This is a genomic window from Butyrivibrio fibrisolvens (assembly GCF_023206215.1).
GTDB classification, from domain to species: Bacteria; Bacillota; Clostridia; order Lachnospirales; family Lachnospiraceae; genus Butyrivibrio; species Butyrivibrio fibrisolvens_C.
This window is the reverse complement of the sequence record NZ_CP065800.1, coordinates 19,889-35,704: the sequence shown is the minus strand read 5'-3', so window position 1 is coordinate 35,704 and position 15,816 is coordinate 19,889. Positions and strand designations below refer to the sequence as shown.

At 39.7% G+C, this 15,816-nt stretch carries 11 protein-coding genes and 1 riboswitch; of the genes, 10 read left to right on the top strand and 1 reads right to left on the bottom strand.

What is annotated here, in order from left to right; genetic code table 11:
* Positions 1 to 302: 302 nt before the first annotated feature.
* Positions 303 to 1,898 (bottom strand): glycosyltransferase family A protein, encoded by a 1,596-nt coding sequence (locus tag I7804_RS00150; protein WP_248404329.1) that lies wholly within the window; start codon positions 1,896 to 1,898, stop codon positions 303 to 305.
* A gap of 392 nt (positions 1,899 to 2,290) precedes the next feature.
* On the opposite strand from I7804_RS00150, the gene I7804_RS00145 reads away from it, so the two are divergent.
* From I7804_RS00145 to I7804_RS00100, 10 genes are all read left to right on the top strand, one after another.
* The gene (locus tag I7804_RS00145) at positions 2,291 to 3,466 is read left to right on the top strand and encodes a hypothetical protein (RefSeq protein WP_248404328.1); all 1,176 of its coding nucleotides are present in this window, start codon (positions 2,291 to 2,293) and stop codon (positions 3,464 to 3,466) included.
* Positions 3,467 to 3,977: 511 nt separating this feature from the next.
* Entirely contained in the window at positions 3,978 to 4,805 is an 828-nt protein-coding gene (locus I7804_RS00140; protein ID WP_248404327.1) for a transporter substrate-binding domain-containing protein, read from the top strand.
* A gap of 10 nt (positions 4,806 to 4,815) precedes the next feature.
* The gene (locus I7804_RS00135) at positions 4,816 to 5,472 is read left to right on the top strand and encodes an amino acid ABC transporter permease (RefSeq protein WP_022754190.1); all 657 of its coding nucleotides are present in this window, start codon (positions 4,816 to 4,818) and stop codon (positions 5,470 to 5,472) included.
* Positions 5,473 to 5,586: 114 nt separating this feature from the next.
* Entirely contained in the window at positions 5,587 to 6,339 is a 753-nt protein-coding gene (locus tag I7804_RS00130; RefSeq protein WP_282570443.1) for an amino acid ABC transporter ATP-binding protein, read from the top strand.
* A gap of 329 nt (positions 6,340 to 6,668) precedes the next feature.
* Complete coding sequence (locus I7804_RS00125; protein WP_248404326.1) at positions 6,669 to 6,941, top strand: hypothetical protein; 273 nt, start codon at positions 6,669 to 6,671, stop codon at positions 6,939 to 6,941.
* Positions 6,942 to 7,060: 119 nt separating this feature from the next.
* A complete protein-coding gene (locus I7804_RS00120; RefSeq protein WP_248404325.1) occupies positions 7,061 to 8,206 on the top strand; it encodes an alpha/beta fold hydrolase in 1,146 nt (381 codons plus the stop codon).
* Positions 8,207 to 8,271: 65 nt separating this feature from the next.
* Complete coding sequence (recQ, locus tag I7804_RS00115) at positions 8,272 to 10,557, top strand: DNA helicase RecQ (RefSeq protein WP_248404324.1); 2,286 nt, start codon at positions 8,272 to 8,274, stop codon at positions 10,555 to 10,557.
* Positions 10,558 to 10,619: 62 nt separating this feature from the next.
* A riboswitch (cobalamin riboswitch) is annotated at positions 10,620 to 10,883 on the top strand.
* Between the two features lie 130 nt (positions 10,884 to 11,013).
* On the top strand, positions 11,014 to 12,654 hold the full coding sequence (locus I7804_RS00110) for a sirohydrochlorin cobaltochelatase (RefSeq protein ID WP_248404323.1): 1,641 nt from the start codon (positions 11,014 to 11,016) through the stop codon (positions 12,652 to 12,654).
* A 9-nt stretch (positions 12,655 to 12,663) separates the two neighbouring features.
* Entirely contained in the window at positions 12,664 to 14,220 is a 1,557-nt protein-coding gene (locus I7804_RS00105; protein WP_248404322.1) for an ABC transporter substrate-binding protein, read from the top strand.
* Positions 14,221 to 14,266: 46 nt separating this feature from the next.
* Positions 14,267 to 15,808, top strand: a complete 1,542-nt coding sequence (locus tag I7804_RS00100) for a cobyric acid synthase (RefSeq protein ID WP_248404321.1) — start codon at positions 14,267 to 14,269, stop codon at positions 15,806 to 15,808.
* Positions 15,809 to 15,816: the final 8 nt, after the last annotated feature.

Here is a 15,816-nt window from a genome sequence, read left to right as displayed (position 1 = left end):
TGTAAAACTTCCCACTTGCCAAACATACGCCACCCTTTGAGACAGTGCCGATGAGGATGGTTTATAATGCATTTTCATATCTTGAAGGTGTTATAATTCAGGGCATGATATCTGGATTTTTATATTCTAGGGTCTGAAACTCGCTTCGCTCAGACATGTAGACCCTAAGAAGAATATAAAAATCCATCTCTCATGCTCCTGAATTTTATAACACCTTCAAAAGATATGAAAATGCATTATAAACTATCCGCATCGGCGCTGCCTCAAAGGGTGGCGTATGTTTGGCAAGTGCGAAGTTTGAGTTAATGCAATAAGTCCTTCATGTATTTCTTGAATCCGTCTTTGGTTGAGCACATGTCTATAACATTATTGACTATCTGTTTACTTGTCTCTGGAAGGATATATCTGTAGATCGTTATGAAGATGGTCTCAAGGTAGTGATCATCAGGATTGTAATCAGAAGTCATATACTGTCGCATAGCTTTCTGATAATGTGGATATAGCATTGCAAAAAGGTCTGAGCGTTGTTTGGAAGTAATATTCATATCAAGCTCATTTATAATACGCATTCTATTAATTATATCGTATAGATCTAAATCTCTTTTTAGCATATCGCTTTCAGCTATAAGATTCTTAGGTATAAGTGAGCATGGAATACCGCTATCAAGCCCTTTGAGAAGAAGCGATGTTGTAGGTATCTCTGAGTATGTATATTTATAGAAACTATTCATGCGATTAAGCAGCACCGGAATCCTGAATACCTTATCAGACAGATACATAAGGCTATCCCCGATCTGTTCATCTCTTTCACTTTGCATTGTATTAAAAAATCTTATGAAATGCTTTAGTGAACCGAAAGTCTGCATTGGAAGAAGCTTTAAGTTCTGATAATTGATATTGACAGGGAAGTACAATATGCCACTGTCAGGAAAAGAGAATGCCGCTTTATATATGGACTCTACAGCATCCTTTTTGATCATATCTTCATCAGATACTATCCACACAAGATTTGTAGTTACATTGGAAAGTGCAAGACCATAGTTGGAATCCATACCTATATTAAATGGATTCCTATACAAAGAAATACGACGTCTGAACCCAATATCATAGCGTTCGATGACATCAGCCATTGAGGTGTTCGAATTATCATCTTGTATAACAATATCAAAATCAGAACATGTCTGAATACTTAGATGATTAAGAATTCGTTCAAGGTAGAAGGCGTGGTTGCAGGTAGGTATAGCAACTGTAAGACGCTCACTTTTAATCTTTCGTCCTAGTTTTCTAAATAGGCATTCATCATGTCTTAGCTTAGTCAGTGAATCAGAGCTCTTGGCAAAGGTGCTTTTTTCTCTGAAGAAAAAACAGTTCTTGCTGGTGACACAGGTGTAGCCAAAACGCTGGATAGAAAGAGCAAGATCTGCCCCCTGATATAGACCGGACTGGAGTTTTGTACAGATACCTGTTGCTGTTCCGAAGAGCTTCTTTCGAAGTGATCCTCTAACAAGAACACAGTAATCATGGAAAAAACGAACATCTGTCAGACAGTCTTCTTCTGACATTCCGAGAAAACCTGCGTATTCTGCGCATTCTGCGAATAACTTATTAGTGGGCTCGCATTCAAGAGACCTCATTACGTAGCTTGTCTGAGGCTGAACTGCTCCTATGAAATATGATGAATATAAAATGTTTTGAAGTCTTAGAAGATTTGAAGGCTCAAGAATAATATCCGGATCAATGATAAGCAGATCATTGTCAGGATGAGTATCATCTTCAAGATTATCAACAACATCAGTAATCTGCGGGATATCGCAGACGAGTTTCAGAGATTTTTGGTATGCCGGAATATCAAATTTTTTGCCGCTTGGCCACTTGAGAAGAATCGAGATGCCATTCATAAATGCTCCCCCACACAGATGTAATCAGTTCAAACATCTCTGGCTGACATTGTGTTGTACTTAGAGGATTTATATTCTGTCAGCCCAAAGCTGCCTAACTCTGCAAATCCCTTTAAGATATTGCGGTGTCAGTAAGAGAAATCTGCACTATTATTAATTATGTCAACTGGTATATCTATTACATGAAAAAATACGAAAGGTATATAAACGACTGAATCCCCTAAAGAAAAATTAACACAAAAGCATCAATCTGATTATTATTTTAACACATATTTGCAGGCGGTGGCATCTGCTATAGATAATAAATATCGGAAAGAAGTGAGGCATGGAAGCCGAACGCCGATATTTATGTTATAATCTAGCTTTAGCATAGTTTTTTAGAGAGGTGTTGTATGACGAGATTATTAAATAAAAAAATTATTACCAAAAGCATAGGAGTCGTATTAGCAGTAGGTATTACCGGATGCAGCTCTCCTGACATTGGATCAAAGTCAGAAAGCGTCAATGATTCAAGCACACAGGAAATTTCCGTAGTAGATACGGCAAATGAGGAAATCTCAGAAGATAGTAACAGCGCTGCAACTGCAAGCACAGACGAATCTGAACAGACCAAGGGATCAGAGGAGCTTTATGAAGAATTTATAAATGGAGATATCAGTGCTACATGCATTTATGAAGGTACTGAAAGTCAGATATGGTTCAAAGACCTTCCTCAGGATCCCGAAGAGTGGGATAGCTACAGCGTTAGCGATGAGAAAGTTGATCTTGATAATGACGGCGAAGATGAACTTATATTAAATGGACCATATGGTGGAATGTATCTTGATGCCAGGGACGGACAAGTCTATGTACTGGCTCAGGGCGAGGGAACTGCCGGAGAACTCAGCTATATAGAGTATGAAGATAGTATATATATCATTCATAGGGATACATCTCATGAGGGACGCAAGATATACAGCTTTGATCTTTATGACGGAAGCGGCGAAGCAGTCGAGTCATTTGACTTGTCAGCTGAGTACTGGGATGCAGAATATGACATGTATGACAGCGATAGTGAGTTTACCTTTAAAGGCGAATCAATAACTATGGAAGAATATGAGAAGCTCATGAAGGATATATTCGATATACCAACAAAGATCGAATATGGAGCCCAACTTGCTTCTTTGGAATTCCAGTATGATGATGACAGCGAGAAAATAATTAATGATGGCAGTGATACTTTCTATGATGCAATGGAAGCTTTTTATGCAGAAGAGTATACATATAAGCAGTCAACTGACGGACTTGACGGAACATTAAGTATCATTCAGGAGCCTGATAACAGTAGAGAATACAGCATAGATGACAATAATAGCAATGGGTACAGATTCATGGCTCTTGGAAGTAATGTTGAGTACATTAAGGGTGACAGATTGTATCTGAAGTATCCTGAGACTGTATATGAAGACGGAACAGCTGTATATACATACTATATAATAGCGCATCATGGCGGCTATATATTCTTGTTCGAGACTGATGAAAACTATGAGAATCCGGAATATATCTATACAGCATGGTACAAGTACTGATTGTGATGGTGTATTAAGGAAAAGTGCAAAGTTTTAGTTATATAATTCAAGCTTCGCACTTGCCAAACATACGCCACCCTTTGAGGCAGCGCCGATGCGGACAGTTTATAATGCATTTTCGTATCTTGAAGGTGTTATAATTCAGGGCATGATATCTGGATTTTTATATTCTAGGGTCTGAAACTCGCTTCGCTCAGACATGCAGACCCTAAGAAGAATATAAAAATCCATCTCTCATGCTCCTGAATTATATAACACCTTCAATAGATACGAAAATGCATTATAAACTATCCGCATCGGCGCTACCTCAAAGGGTGGCGTATGTTTGGCAAGTGCGAAGTTAGAATAAATAATTAGTTGAAATTTACAGGCGGGAAGAGATTCCCGTCTTTTTGTATGTAGACGTAGGTAATAGAAAGTTCTTTACACATATGATTTAGTATGGTACAGTGATAAATAACTAATTAATGAAAGTGTACGATCAAAGAAATCAATCGGAGGATATAAATTTATGAAAAAGAAAATCTTAGCACTTATCACAGCAATGACAATTGCCACTTGCATGAGCGCTTGTGCGGGCTCTAATACTTCAGGTAATGATAATAACGGTAATGTCAGCTCAGAAGATATTGTGAGTGATGTAGAGTATATCAAAGACAAGGGAACACTCATTGTCGGAATAACTGATTTTGCACCTATGGATTATAAGGATGACAACGGTAACTGGATTGGCTTTGATGCTGATATGGCAACTAAGGTTGCACAGTCTCTTGGAGTAGAGGTCCAGTTCGTTGAGATAGACTGGGATAACAAGATATTAGAGCTTGAGAATAAGTCCATAGATGTTGTATGGAATGGAATGACTCTTACAAGTGAAGTAACAAATGCTATGGAGTGTACCAATGCTTATCTTAATAATGCTCAGGTAGTTGTAGTATCTAAAGACAAAGCTGATCAGTGCAAGACACTGGATGATGTATCAGGCTTTAGCTTTGCAGTAGAGTCAGGATCAGCCGGAGAGCAGGCTGCTATTGATAATGGTTTTGAATATACTTCCCTTACATCACAGGCTGATGCTGTTATGGAAGTTGCAGCCGGCACATCTGATGCCTGCATCATAGACCTTCTTATGGCAGGAGCTATGGTAGGAGAAGGAACAAGCTATGAGAATCTGACATACACTGTAGAACTTACAACAGAAGAATATGGTATCGGATGCCGTAAAGGATCCGACCTTGCTGCATATATTAATGAACAGCTCAAGACTTATTATGCTGATGGCTCTATGGAGACAGTTGCCAAGCAGTACGGCGTTCAGGAAGCGATCATAGCACAATAAGGAGTAAGGGATGTTTTTAACAGTAACATTATCCCTTCTTGAGGGATTTCTTGGGACAATTAAATTATTTGCCTTAACGCTTCTTTTTTCATTGCCACTTGGCCTGTTTATATGCTTTGGTTCTATGAGCAAAGTTTCAGTTGTAAGGCTCCCGATCCGCTTCCTTATCTGGGTGATAAGAGGGACACCTCTTATGTTGCAGCTCCTTATCATATACTATGGACCTGGTATATTTATGGGTATCAACATCTGGGGAAGTAGTACAGACGGAAGATTTATAGCAGCTCTTGTAGCTTTTGTTATCAACTATGCATGCTATTTTTCAGAAATATACAGAGGTGGGATCCAGTCTATACCTTATGGTCAGTACGAAGCCGGAATGGTTTTGGGGCTTACTAAAAGGCAGATATTTAATAAGATCATCCTTCTTCAGCTTATTAAGCGCATAGTTCCGCCTATCTCCAATGAGATAATAACCCTTGTCAAGGATACTTCACTGGCAAGAGTCATAGCAGTGTATGAGATCATCTGGAATGGTCAGGCATTTATCAAGAGTAGTGGAATAATCTGGCCGCTATTTTATACAGGAGCGTTCTACCTTGCATTTAGCGGACTCCTTACATGGCTGTTTGGATATATTGAGAAAAAACTGGGATATTTCAAATAAACAGTCGTTAGTTTCAAAAGGGACTTTTGGAACTGGTGTGCTGACTCGTACATATTTGATCAAATATGAATGAGTCAGTATACCAGCCTAATATCATCATTATAGGAAAAATATATGCCAATTTTAGAAGTTAAAGATTTAAAAAAGAAATTTGAAAACACACAGGTCTTAAAGGGAATAGATTTTGAACTTGAAAAAGGCCAGACTATATCTATAATAGGATCTTCAGGAAGTGGCAAGACAACACTTCTTAGATGCCTCAACTTCCTTGAGACAGCTGATGAAGGTACGATATCAGTAAATGGTAAGATTATATTCGACGGCAGAAATCCTGTTACAGATCCCAAAGAGCTTAGGAAGATGAGACTTCACTTCGGACTTGTTTTCCAGCAGTTCAATCTTTTCCCGCAGTATACAGCCCTTGAAAATGTAACATTGGCGCCGCTACTTGGCGCTGATACAGCAGACAAAGATGTCATCATAGAACATGGTAAAGAGCTTCTGGAGCAGATGGGACTCTCAGATAGGATGAGCAATTATCCACATCAGCTATCTGGCGGGCAGCAGCAAAGAGTTGCCATAGCAAGAGCTCTTGCTCTAAAGCCTGACATACTGTGCTTTGATGAGCCTACATCAGCACTTGACCCTGAACTTACAGGCGAAGTCCTTAAAGTTATAAGAGGCCTTGCAGACAAGAAGACCACCATGATAATCGTAACCCATGAGATGGCATTTGCCAGAGATGTGGCAGATACAGCTATCTTCATGGACGATGGCATCATATTAGAACAAGGCCCTGCAAGAGACCTCATCGATAACCCTAAGAAAGAACGAACCAAGCAGTTTCTTTCAAGCCTCTCAAAATGACACCCAGGGACAGAGACAATGTCATTTAGATAAGAGTTCACTATCTCCACCTAACATTTAAAATTAAATATTTTCCCGAAATCAGAGGTGAAATACCCTCTGATTTTTTTACATTTTTCTGCGAAAAATGCTTGACAAGTCAGCCCAAAAATGTTGCCGCGCCTTGATTATAAGACATTTTTATGGAGGTGCTGACATGTCATTTACTGTTGCTGAAATACGCAAAAATCTTGTCTCTGTCCCTGGGGGCATTTTGAGATATTTACTCGCACATACAATAGAACTTGTTGTATTATAATTGGAGTGTAATTGAAGGAGAATTATTTGGTATGAAAAAAGTAATAGCTGAAATACTACTTGGATCATTGCTGTTATCTGGATGTTCTAATATAGGAGATTCAATAAGACTAGAAGATGAAGCTAAAACAGCTGATTCAGTAGCAGATGATATATCCGCTGATGAATCTTCACAGGATGACGCTACTAAAGGCGACTCTTCTCAAGATGATACTAAAGATGATACTAAAGATGATAATTCCGGAGCGGATAAGATATCAGAAGAATGGAAATCCTACAAAGATAAGACAAGCAGAGTATTATAAAAAGTATACAGAAGTTGTATATGATGTTGATGGTAATGAACTGGTATTCACAATTCTTCCAGATATGACTATCTTTAATATCATGATTGATTACAAGAACTAAAGGATGAGAAAAGACAATGAATTTCAAAGTATTTCCAAAAACTCAAAGAGGTAAAGCAAGTAAAAATACTTCCAAAAAGCTTCCTCTTCCAATAAGAATACTAAGAATCATCTTAATTGCAGTAGCTTCTATTCTTGTATTATCAGTTCTTCTGGTAGCATTTCTTCGTACTACCAATTATATGCATCACAAGATAGAACTAAAAGATGGTATCAATGAGACTACATATCTTGATATAAATGGCCAGAAGCAGTACGTAATGATGATGGGACAGGATACTGCTAATCCTGTTATAATCTATCTTCACGGAGGCCCTGCAGGTCCTGATACTTTCATAACCTATAGCTTTACAGATTATCTGACAGATGAGTATACAGTTATAGGCTGGGATCAAAGAGGCTGCGGAAGGACGTATTACAAGAATGCCAAGAATGATCCTGATAACGATACAGCCACTTTTGAACAGGCTCTTAATGACTTAGATGTACTTGTGTCGTATGCGTGTGAGAGATTTGGCAAGGACAAGGTTATCATCATGGGGCATTCTTATGGAACTGTTCTTGGAAGTGTTTATGTTCGAAGACACCCTGACAAAGTTAAAGCATACATAGGAATAGGCCAGATGGTATCTATTGAAGATGCAGACAGATACAGTTACAAAGATGCTATTACTAAGGCAAGAGCAGCAGGAGATGACATAACTGAACTTGAAAAGGCATATGATGAGTTTTGTAAGGATCCTGGAATACCCACTCTTTTATCACTTAGAAATCTAACAAGTAAATATCACCCTGTGACTAGAGAAGCTGACCAGTTCGGCCTTGCACTCTTTTCCCCATATGCAGGAATAGATGATATCAGATGGTTTGGCAAGCAGATGGGAGATGTAAATAAGTTTGTTGCACTTAATCATAATCTCTTTGATTACATAATGACCTTCAATGCTTATGATGATGGAACAAGTTATCAGATGCCTGTTTGTATCATACAGGGAGAAGAGGACTGGGTGTGCCCGACAGACAAGGCTTCAGAATACCTGGATGCTATAGAAGCTCCTTATAAGAAGCTGTATATAATAGATAAGTGTGGACACGATGTTCACTGCGCACAGCCCAAAGAGTTCTGCAAAGATCTGAAAGAATTTCTGGATTCAAGTAATTAATTACACTAAGGAAAGTAGCAAGTGGTCCCTGGAGACGGGGACAAAAAGGATTTTAAGAAAAAACTATGGATGCAAGAGAAGTATTAAAAACATATTTTGGATATGACTCATTTAAAAAGGGTCAGGATGAGATAATAGAAGCTATATTGTCAGGCCGGGATGTACTGGCGATCATGCCTACAGGTGCCGGTAAGTCTATCTGTTATCAGGTTCCTGCACTTATCATGCCGGGGATTACAATAGTAATCTCCCCCCTCATATCCTTAATGCAGGATCAGGTCAAGTCACTTAATGATGCAGGAATCCATGCGGGATTCATCAACTCATCACTTACAGACAGGCAGATTCAACTTGTATATTCAAGAGCAAGCGAAGGGGCCTACAAAATACTGTACGTAGCACCGGAACGACTTGAGAGCAGTGATTTTATCGAGTTCGCCAGTAAGACAAAGATATCAATGGTCACTGTGGATGAAGCTCACTGTATATCCCAGTGGGGTCAGGATTTTAGACCCAGCTATCTTGGGATAGTGAATTTCATAGATCGCCTTCCCAAAAGACCTGTTGTAAGTGCATTTACAGCTACTGCTACAATGGAAGTCAAGGAAGACATTTCCTGCATATTAAAGCTTCAGGATCCTAAGACAGTTATCACAGGCTTTGACAGAGAGAATCTATACTTTGATGTTGAGATTACTAAGCAAAAAGATGATTATGTCCTTGACTATATCAAAAAACATCCTGATGAAAGCGGCATAATATACTGCGCGACCAGAAATAGCGTAGATACTTTGTATGAACTACTGTCAAAAGAAGGAGTGCCGGTGGCAAGATATCATGCAGGGATGACTAATCAAAGCAGAAAAGAAAGCCAGGATGATTTTATCTATGACAGATGCCCCGTGATCATAGCAACCAACGCATTCGGAATGGGTATCGACAAATCCAACGTAAGATTCGTCATTCATTACAATATGCCCCAGAGCATGGAGAACTACTATCAGGAGGCAGGTCGTGCCGGCAGAGACGGCGAGTCTTCAAGGTGTATACTTCTTTTTTCTCCAAAAGATATAATCATTAACAAATTCCTGTTAGAACATAAAGACTTTACAGATATACCGAGTGAAGACGTTATTCTTATCAAGGAAAGAGATATGAGAAGGCTCAATGTCATGGAGGGGTATTGTAAGACGACAGGATGCCTTAGGAATTATATACTTGAATATTTTGGAGAAAAAAATACAGAGCCCTGTGATAATTGTGGTAACTGCCATAAACATTTTATTGAAGAAGACAGAACAGAAGATGCCAAAAAAGTAATAAACTGCGTATTCGAGACAAGAGGAAGGTACGGCCTTAATATCATATTAGGGACACTTCTTGGTGCTAACAGAGCAAGACTCAAAGAACTTGGCATCGTGAATTACAGAACTTATGGCACACTTAAAGACAGGTCAGAAGCTGATCTTAGGATTCTTATAAATCAGCTTATCCTGGACGGGTATCTGTGCCAGACTGCTGACAAGTACAGTGTGATCCAGTTAGGTGATATAACCCCGTTAAAAGATCCGGCTACCCGTGTCATAGTTAGGACGACGCAGGCTAAGGAACCTGATAGTAATAAAGTAAGACAGATCAAGAAGAAAACAGATAGTCTTACCAAAGCTGGTTACGATCTTTTTGATATACTTAAAGCACTTAGAACTCAGATTGCCAGAGAAGAAGGCATGCCGCCATATATCGTCTTTAGTGATAAGACTCTCATCGATATGAGCGCAAAGGCTCCTCTTGACAGGGCAGCAATGCTGAACGTATCAGGTGTTGGTGAGATGAAATATGACAAGTATGGTCAGAGATTCATAAACGCCATAAGTTCATATTTAGACGAACATGAGGGAGTAGTAACCGCTATAACAGATAGCCAGGACGAAGCTGCAGATAATATTAAGGATGCAGCACCAGCACCTGCTAAAACTAAGGCCAAAGGTTCAAAAGGTTCAACAGCTCCAAAGGGGCATAAAGTCCCCTTTTATCTAAATCCTGAAGATGAAGATAAATATGAGTACAAAGACCTGTGCCTTGTATCTGAGATCAAAGATGAGCTTAACAGGATATCAACAGCAGACAATGCCAAGAATATATTCGGTACAGATATAACGAAATTCCTTACAGAAATGGGTTATATCGCAGAGAAAAATATAGGCGGAAGATTTATGATGGCTCAGACTGATGAGGGCCTTTCTAAAGGTATAGTTACTACTGAGAAAGTCAGTCAAAAAGGCAATACCTATCCGGTTCTGCTGTACCCAAAGCAGGTTCAGATGGAGATAGTAAGGCATTATGTGAAGTAAAGTAAAATAACTGATGATAAGAATCTTTGCCCTTATCTATTACTTATGTTATTATATCCATGAAATTTAATGAGACGGAAGGTGTTTACGGGTAGCTATACTTGCTACTGCGTAAGTGAAAAGGGAAGCGGGTGCAAATCCCGCACGAGCTCGTCACCGTGTTTTGTCTGGAATATATGCGTTCTTGCAAGTTGATCTTATATTGATGAACCTGCGTATAGGACTGCATAGCATCCAAGTCTCTTTCAATATGCCACTGGATAACTGGGAAGGCGAAAGAGACCATGCAATCAGCCGGGAGACCTGCCTGTCGTCGTACAAGGGTAACCAAGTCACGAGGAATTGACTGTACGAAGCTTTATGGTAAATGCTATTTTGGCATTTGCTTTAAACTTGTGTGCAAAAAGTCTTCGCTACTTGGTGAAGGCTTTATTTTTTTATCTAGGAGGAAATATTATGAAGAAAAAATTTCTGGCAGTACTTCTGACTGCAGCGATGTCATTTACAACTGTTGCCTGCGGACAGAATAGTTCAGGCCAAGATGAAACTGCTTCTAATGAAGCATCTGTAGAAAACACTGCACAGGCAGATGAAAATGCTGATGCTACCCAGGCAGAAACAGCTGCGGCAGATGCTGATGAAAAAGAAGGCGTTTTGGAAGACGGAACATATCAGGCTACATTTACTACAGACAGCACCATGTTCCATGTTAATGAAGCATATGATAATAAAGGAATCCTTACCGTAGAAGACGGCGAGATGACTATCCATATCACACTTCCATCCAAGAATATAGTAAATCTATTCCCTGGAAGCGCTGAGGATGCTCAGAAAGAGGGTGCAGAGCTTCTCGAGCCTACAATAGATACTGTAACATATGCAGATGGAACTACAGAAGAAGTTAACGGTTTCGATGTCCCTGTACCATACCTTGATGAGAGCTTTGCACTTGCACTTATAGGAACTAAGGAAGTATGGTATGACCATCAGGTAACAGTATCTGATCCGGTACCTTACGAAGGAGATGAAGATCAAATGGCAGCAGATAAGGTGGCAGATCTTATTGATTCAATCTACGTTCAGGAATATACAGATGATACATATGAAAACTGCGAGAAAGCAAAGGAAGCCTGGGACGCTCTTACAGATACTCAGAAAGAGCTTGTAGAAGGCGAGTATGCTGATCCTGATTACTTCGGAAGAGATACAGGAGATGCTTCCAAGGACGATCCGCTCAACGGCGATGATATAGGAGACAACGAGATCCTTGTAGTTAGCTTTGGTACATCCTTCAATGATAGCAGAGTCAAGGATATAGGCGGAATCGAGAAGGCTCTTCAGGAGGCATATCCTGACTACTCAGTAAGAAGAGCATTCACAGCTCAGATCATCATCAACCATATCTATGCAAGAGATGGTGAGAAGATCGACAATGTAGATCAGGCTCTTCAAAGAGCAGTAGATAATAATGTTAAGAATCTGATAGTTCAGCCTACACACCTGATGCACGGCGCTGAGTATGACGAGCTTGTTGAAACTCTTGCCCAGTATGAAGATAAATTCGAATCAGTAGCTGTAGCGCAGCCCCTTCTTGGAGAAGTTGGTGATGATGCAACAGTTATCAATGAAGACAAGGAAGCTGTAGCCAAGGCTATAACAGCTGAAGCTGTAAAAGAGGCAGGATATGCAGACCTTGACGAAGCTAAGGAAGCAGGAGTTGCCTTCGTATTCATGGGTCACGGAACATCGCATACAGCTAAGGTTACATACAGCCAGATGCAGACTCAGATGGATGAACTTGGCTATGACAACGTATTCATCGGAACTGTAGAAGGTGAGCCTGAAGAAACAGAGCTTTCAAACATAATCGAGGCTGTTAAAGCTGCAGGTTATACTAAAGTAGTTCTTCGCCCTCTTATGGTCGTAGCAGGTGATCATGCCAACAATGACATGGCAGGCGATGAAGAGGATTCCTGGAAGAGCGGCTTTGAAGCAGATGGAAGCTTTGAAGAAGTAAGCTGCCAGATCCTTGGACTTGGCGGCATCAAGGAAGTTGAAGATATCTATGTTGAGCACACAGGTGCAGTTATAAAATAATAAAACTTTATGGGAAAAAAACTAAAGCATTTATTTGAAATAACAAAATGGTTGTTTCTGATCATCTTTTCCCTATGTCTGGTTGGATGCGGTGGGATTTCCGATGGGGAATACACCGCATCTGTTGTAATGACAGGCGGAAGCGGGAAAGCGTATATAGAAAGTCCTTGCAAAGTTACTATTACAGATGGACAAGCGACAGCACACCTTGTATGGAGTAGCCCAAACTATGACTATATGATAGTGGATGGCGATACATATTATCCTGTTAATAAGGAGGGCAACTCTGAATTCGATATACCTGTGACTTTGGGCAAAGAGATGAAGGTTCAGGCAGATACTACTGCCATGAGTACCCCTCATCTTATTGACTATACTCTTTATATAACGCTGGATGATAGCACATATGGCAATAATCCTATAGATTCTGATAATGACAACAGTTCCGGTGCAAAAAGTGATATTAAGACCATCAGATATTCCATGGATCCTCCCAATATAGAAGGACTGACCTATATATCAACAGATGAGAATACTTATGCTAAGTGTTTTAAGATCCATAGATATGAGGATGGTTATACAGTTATAAGTATAGATGATGGAAGATCATATCTTCTTATACCTGAAGATAAGAACCTTACAGATGACATCTTAGAAGGTATATCAAAAAAATATACAGATGGCGAGGCGGAAGTGATAATCCCGCTCCATATGCCACTTGACAGTATATATCTTGCAGCATCGGGAGCTATGTGTCATTTTGACTCCATAGGAGCAGTCAGTGCTATAACAATGTCCGGAATAGAAGCAGATGACTGGTATATAGACAGCGCAAGAGAAGCGATGAACAGTGGAAGCATAGTATACGGTGGTAAGTACAGCGCTCCTGACTATGAACAGATTGTGATGTCGGATATAGATCTTGCAATTGAGAATACCATGATACTACATGTCCCCAAAGTTCAGGAGAAACTCGAACAGCTTATGATACCTGTATTTATAGACAGATCAAGCTATGAAGAAGATCCTCTTGGAAGATGTGAATGGATCAAGGTATATGGAGCCATGACCGGACTTGAAGATGAAGCAAGTTTGTCTTTTGATAAGCAGGTTCGGAGCGTAGAAAGCCTTGATCTTGATAATATTAATGGCAAAAAAGTTGCTATCTTCTCTATAAACTCTAATCATCAGATAGTTACAAGAAGCAGCGAAGACTATTTTGCCAAAATGGTTGAAATGGCAGGTGGAACATATCTTGGTCCTGAATCTGATATGAATAGTACATCGCAGATGACCATAAGCATAGAAGCTTTCTATGAATACGCACTTGATGCAGATATTCTTATATATAATCAGGCGATCGAGGATGCACCTTCTTCACTTGAACAGCTTATAACGACAGATGCCACATTTGCGGACTTTAAGGCAGTGAGTACAGGTGATGTCTGGTGTACAGACAAGTCAATATATCAAAGCTCTGACAAGACAGGAACGATTATTGAAAATTTATACGCAATTATCATGGACCAAAAAGAAGAAACAGATTTTTTCTATATGCTGAAATGATATCGTAGCAACAAAACTTGAACTATAAAAATACAGGAGTGACACGTTGGCTAAGAATTTGATGATCCAGGGCACTATGTCCGGAGTAGGCAAGAGCATATTGACAGCAGGAATACTTAGAGTTTTGAAACAGGATGGATATAAGGTTGCCCCCTTTAAGTCGCAGAATATGGCTCTTAATTCGTATGTGACAAAAGAAGGAAGGGAGATAGGGCGGGCGCAGGCTCTTCAGGCACAGGCTTGCGGACTTGACCCATCATCAGATATGAATCCTATCCTTATAAAACCCATGGGAGATACTACGTCTCAGATAATCGTGAACGGACTTCCCCTTGGCAATATGAAAGCAAGAGACTATTTTAAAAATAAAAAAAGTCTTATTCCTGATATACAAGCAGCTTATGACAGACTATCCAGTGATGCCGATATCATAGTGATAGAAGGAGCAGGGAGCCCTGTAGAGATCAATCTAAGAGACAATGATATAGTCAATATGGGACTTGCCCAGATACTGGATGCACCCGTACTTCTTGCAGGAGACATAGATCCCGGCGGAGTATTTGCCCAGCTCCTTGGAACAGTCAGCCTTATGTCACCGGAAGAAAGAAATAGAGTCAAGGGACTTATCATTAATAAGTTCAGGGGAGATGTAACTTTATTAGAACCCGGGCTTTCAATGTTCAAGAAATATTGCGACATCCCTTTTGCAGGAGTTGTTCCTTATACGAAGCTGTCGCTTGATGAAGAAGACTCAGTCTCCCAAAGACTTACTGTAAATAATAAGTTCAAAAATAAAAACTTAGTGATAAATACATATAGCCGCGTTATAAACAAAAGTATTACTGACAGAGATGATAATACAAGGAATCTTATCATAGCAGTAATAAGACTTCCCTATATCAGTAATTACACGGATTTTACCATCTTTGAAAATATTGATGGAGTAGATCTTTATTATATTGATGATCAGGATAGCCTTGATAAAGCTGATCTTGTCATAATACCAGGGACCAAGAATACTATAGAAGACCTTAAATGGCTTAGAAAAAAAGGCTTGTCTGATAAAATACAGGAGCTTTCCTGTAAGGAAGTTCCTATCATCGGTATCTGTGGCGGATTTCAGATGCTTGGAAAGAGCATAGCAGATACAAGCGGCGTAGAAGGCGGCGGAGTAGTCAAGGGACTTGGACTTCTTCCTATAGAAACAGAATTTACAAGTTACAAGAACCTAAGACAGGTAAGTGCTATAACGCCTAAGTTAAGCGGATTTTATGAGCCTGTCTCAGATACTCCCATATCAGGATATGAGATTCATATGGGAAGCAGCATTTTGGATGATAGTACTGATCACGAAGACTGCGTTATAACCCGCAAAAATGTACTTGGAACCTACATCCACGGAATCTTTGATACGCCTTCATTTACACAAAAGCTAATAAAGCTATTATATGAAAAAAATGGAATAGATAGAGATATCCCTGTCGTAGAAGAACTATCTGTAACGCAGGACAGAGAACTTGACAGACTGGCAGATGTATTAAGGCAGAGTCTTGATCTTGAACTGATATACAGGATTATAGGCTTGTAGGATATCCA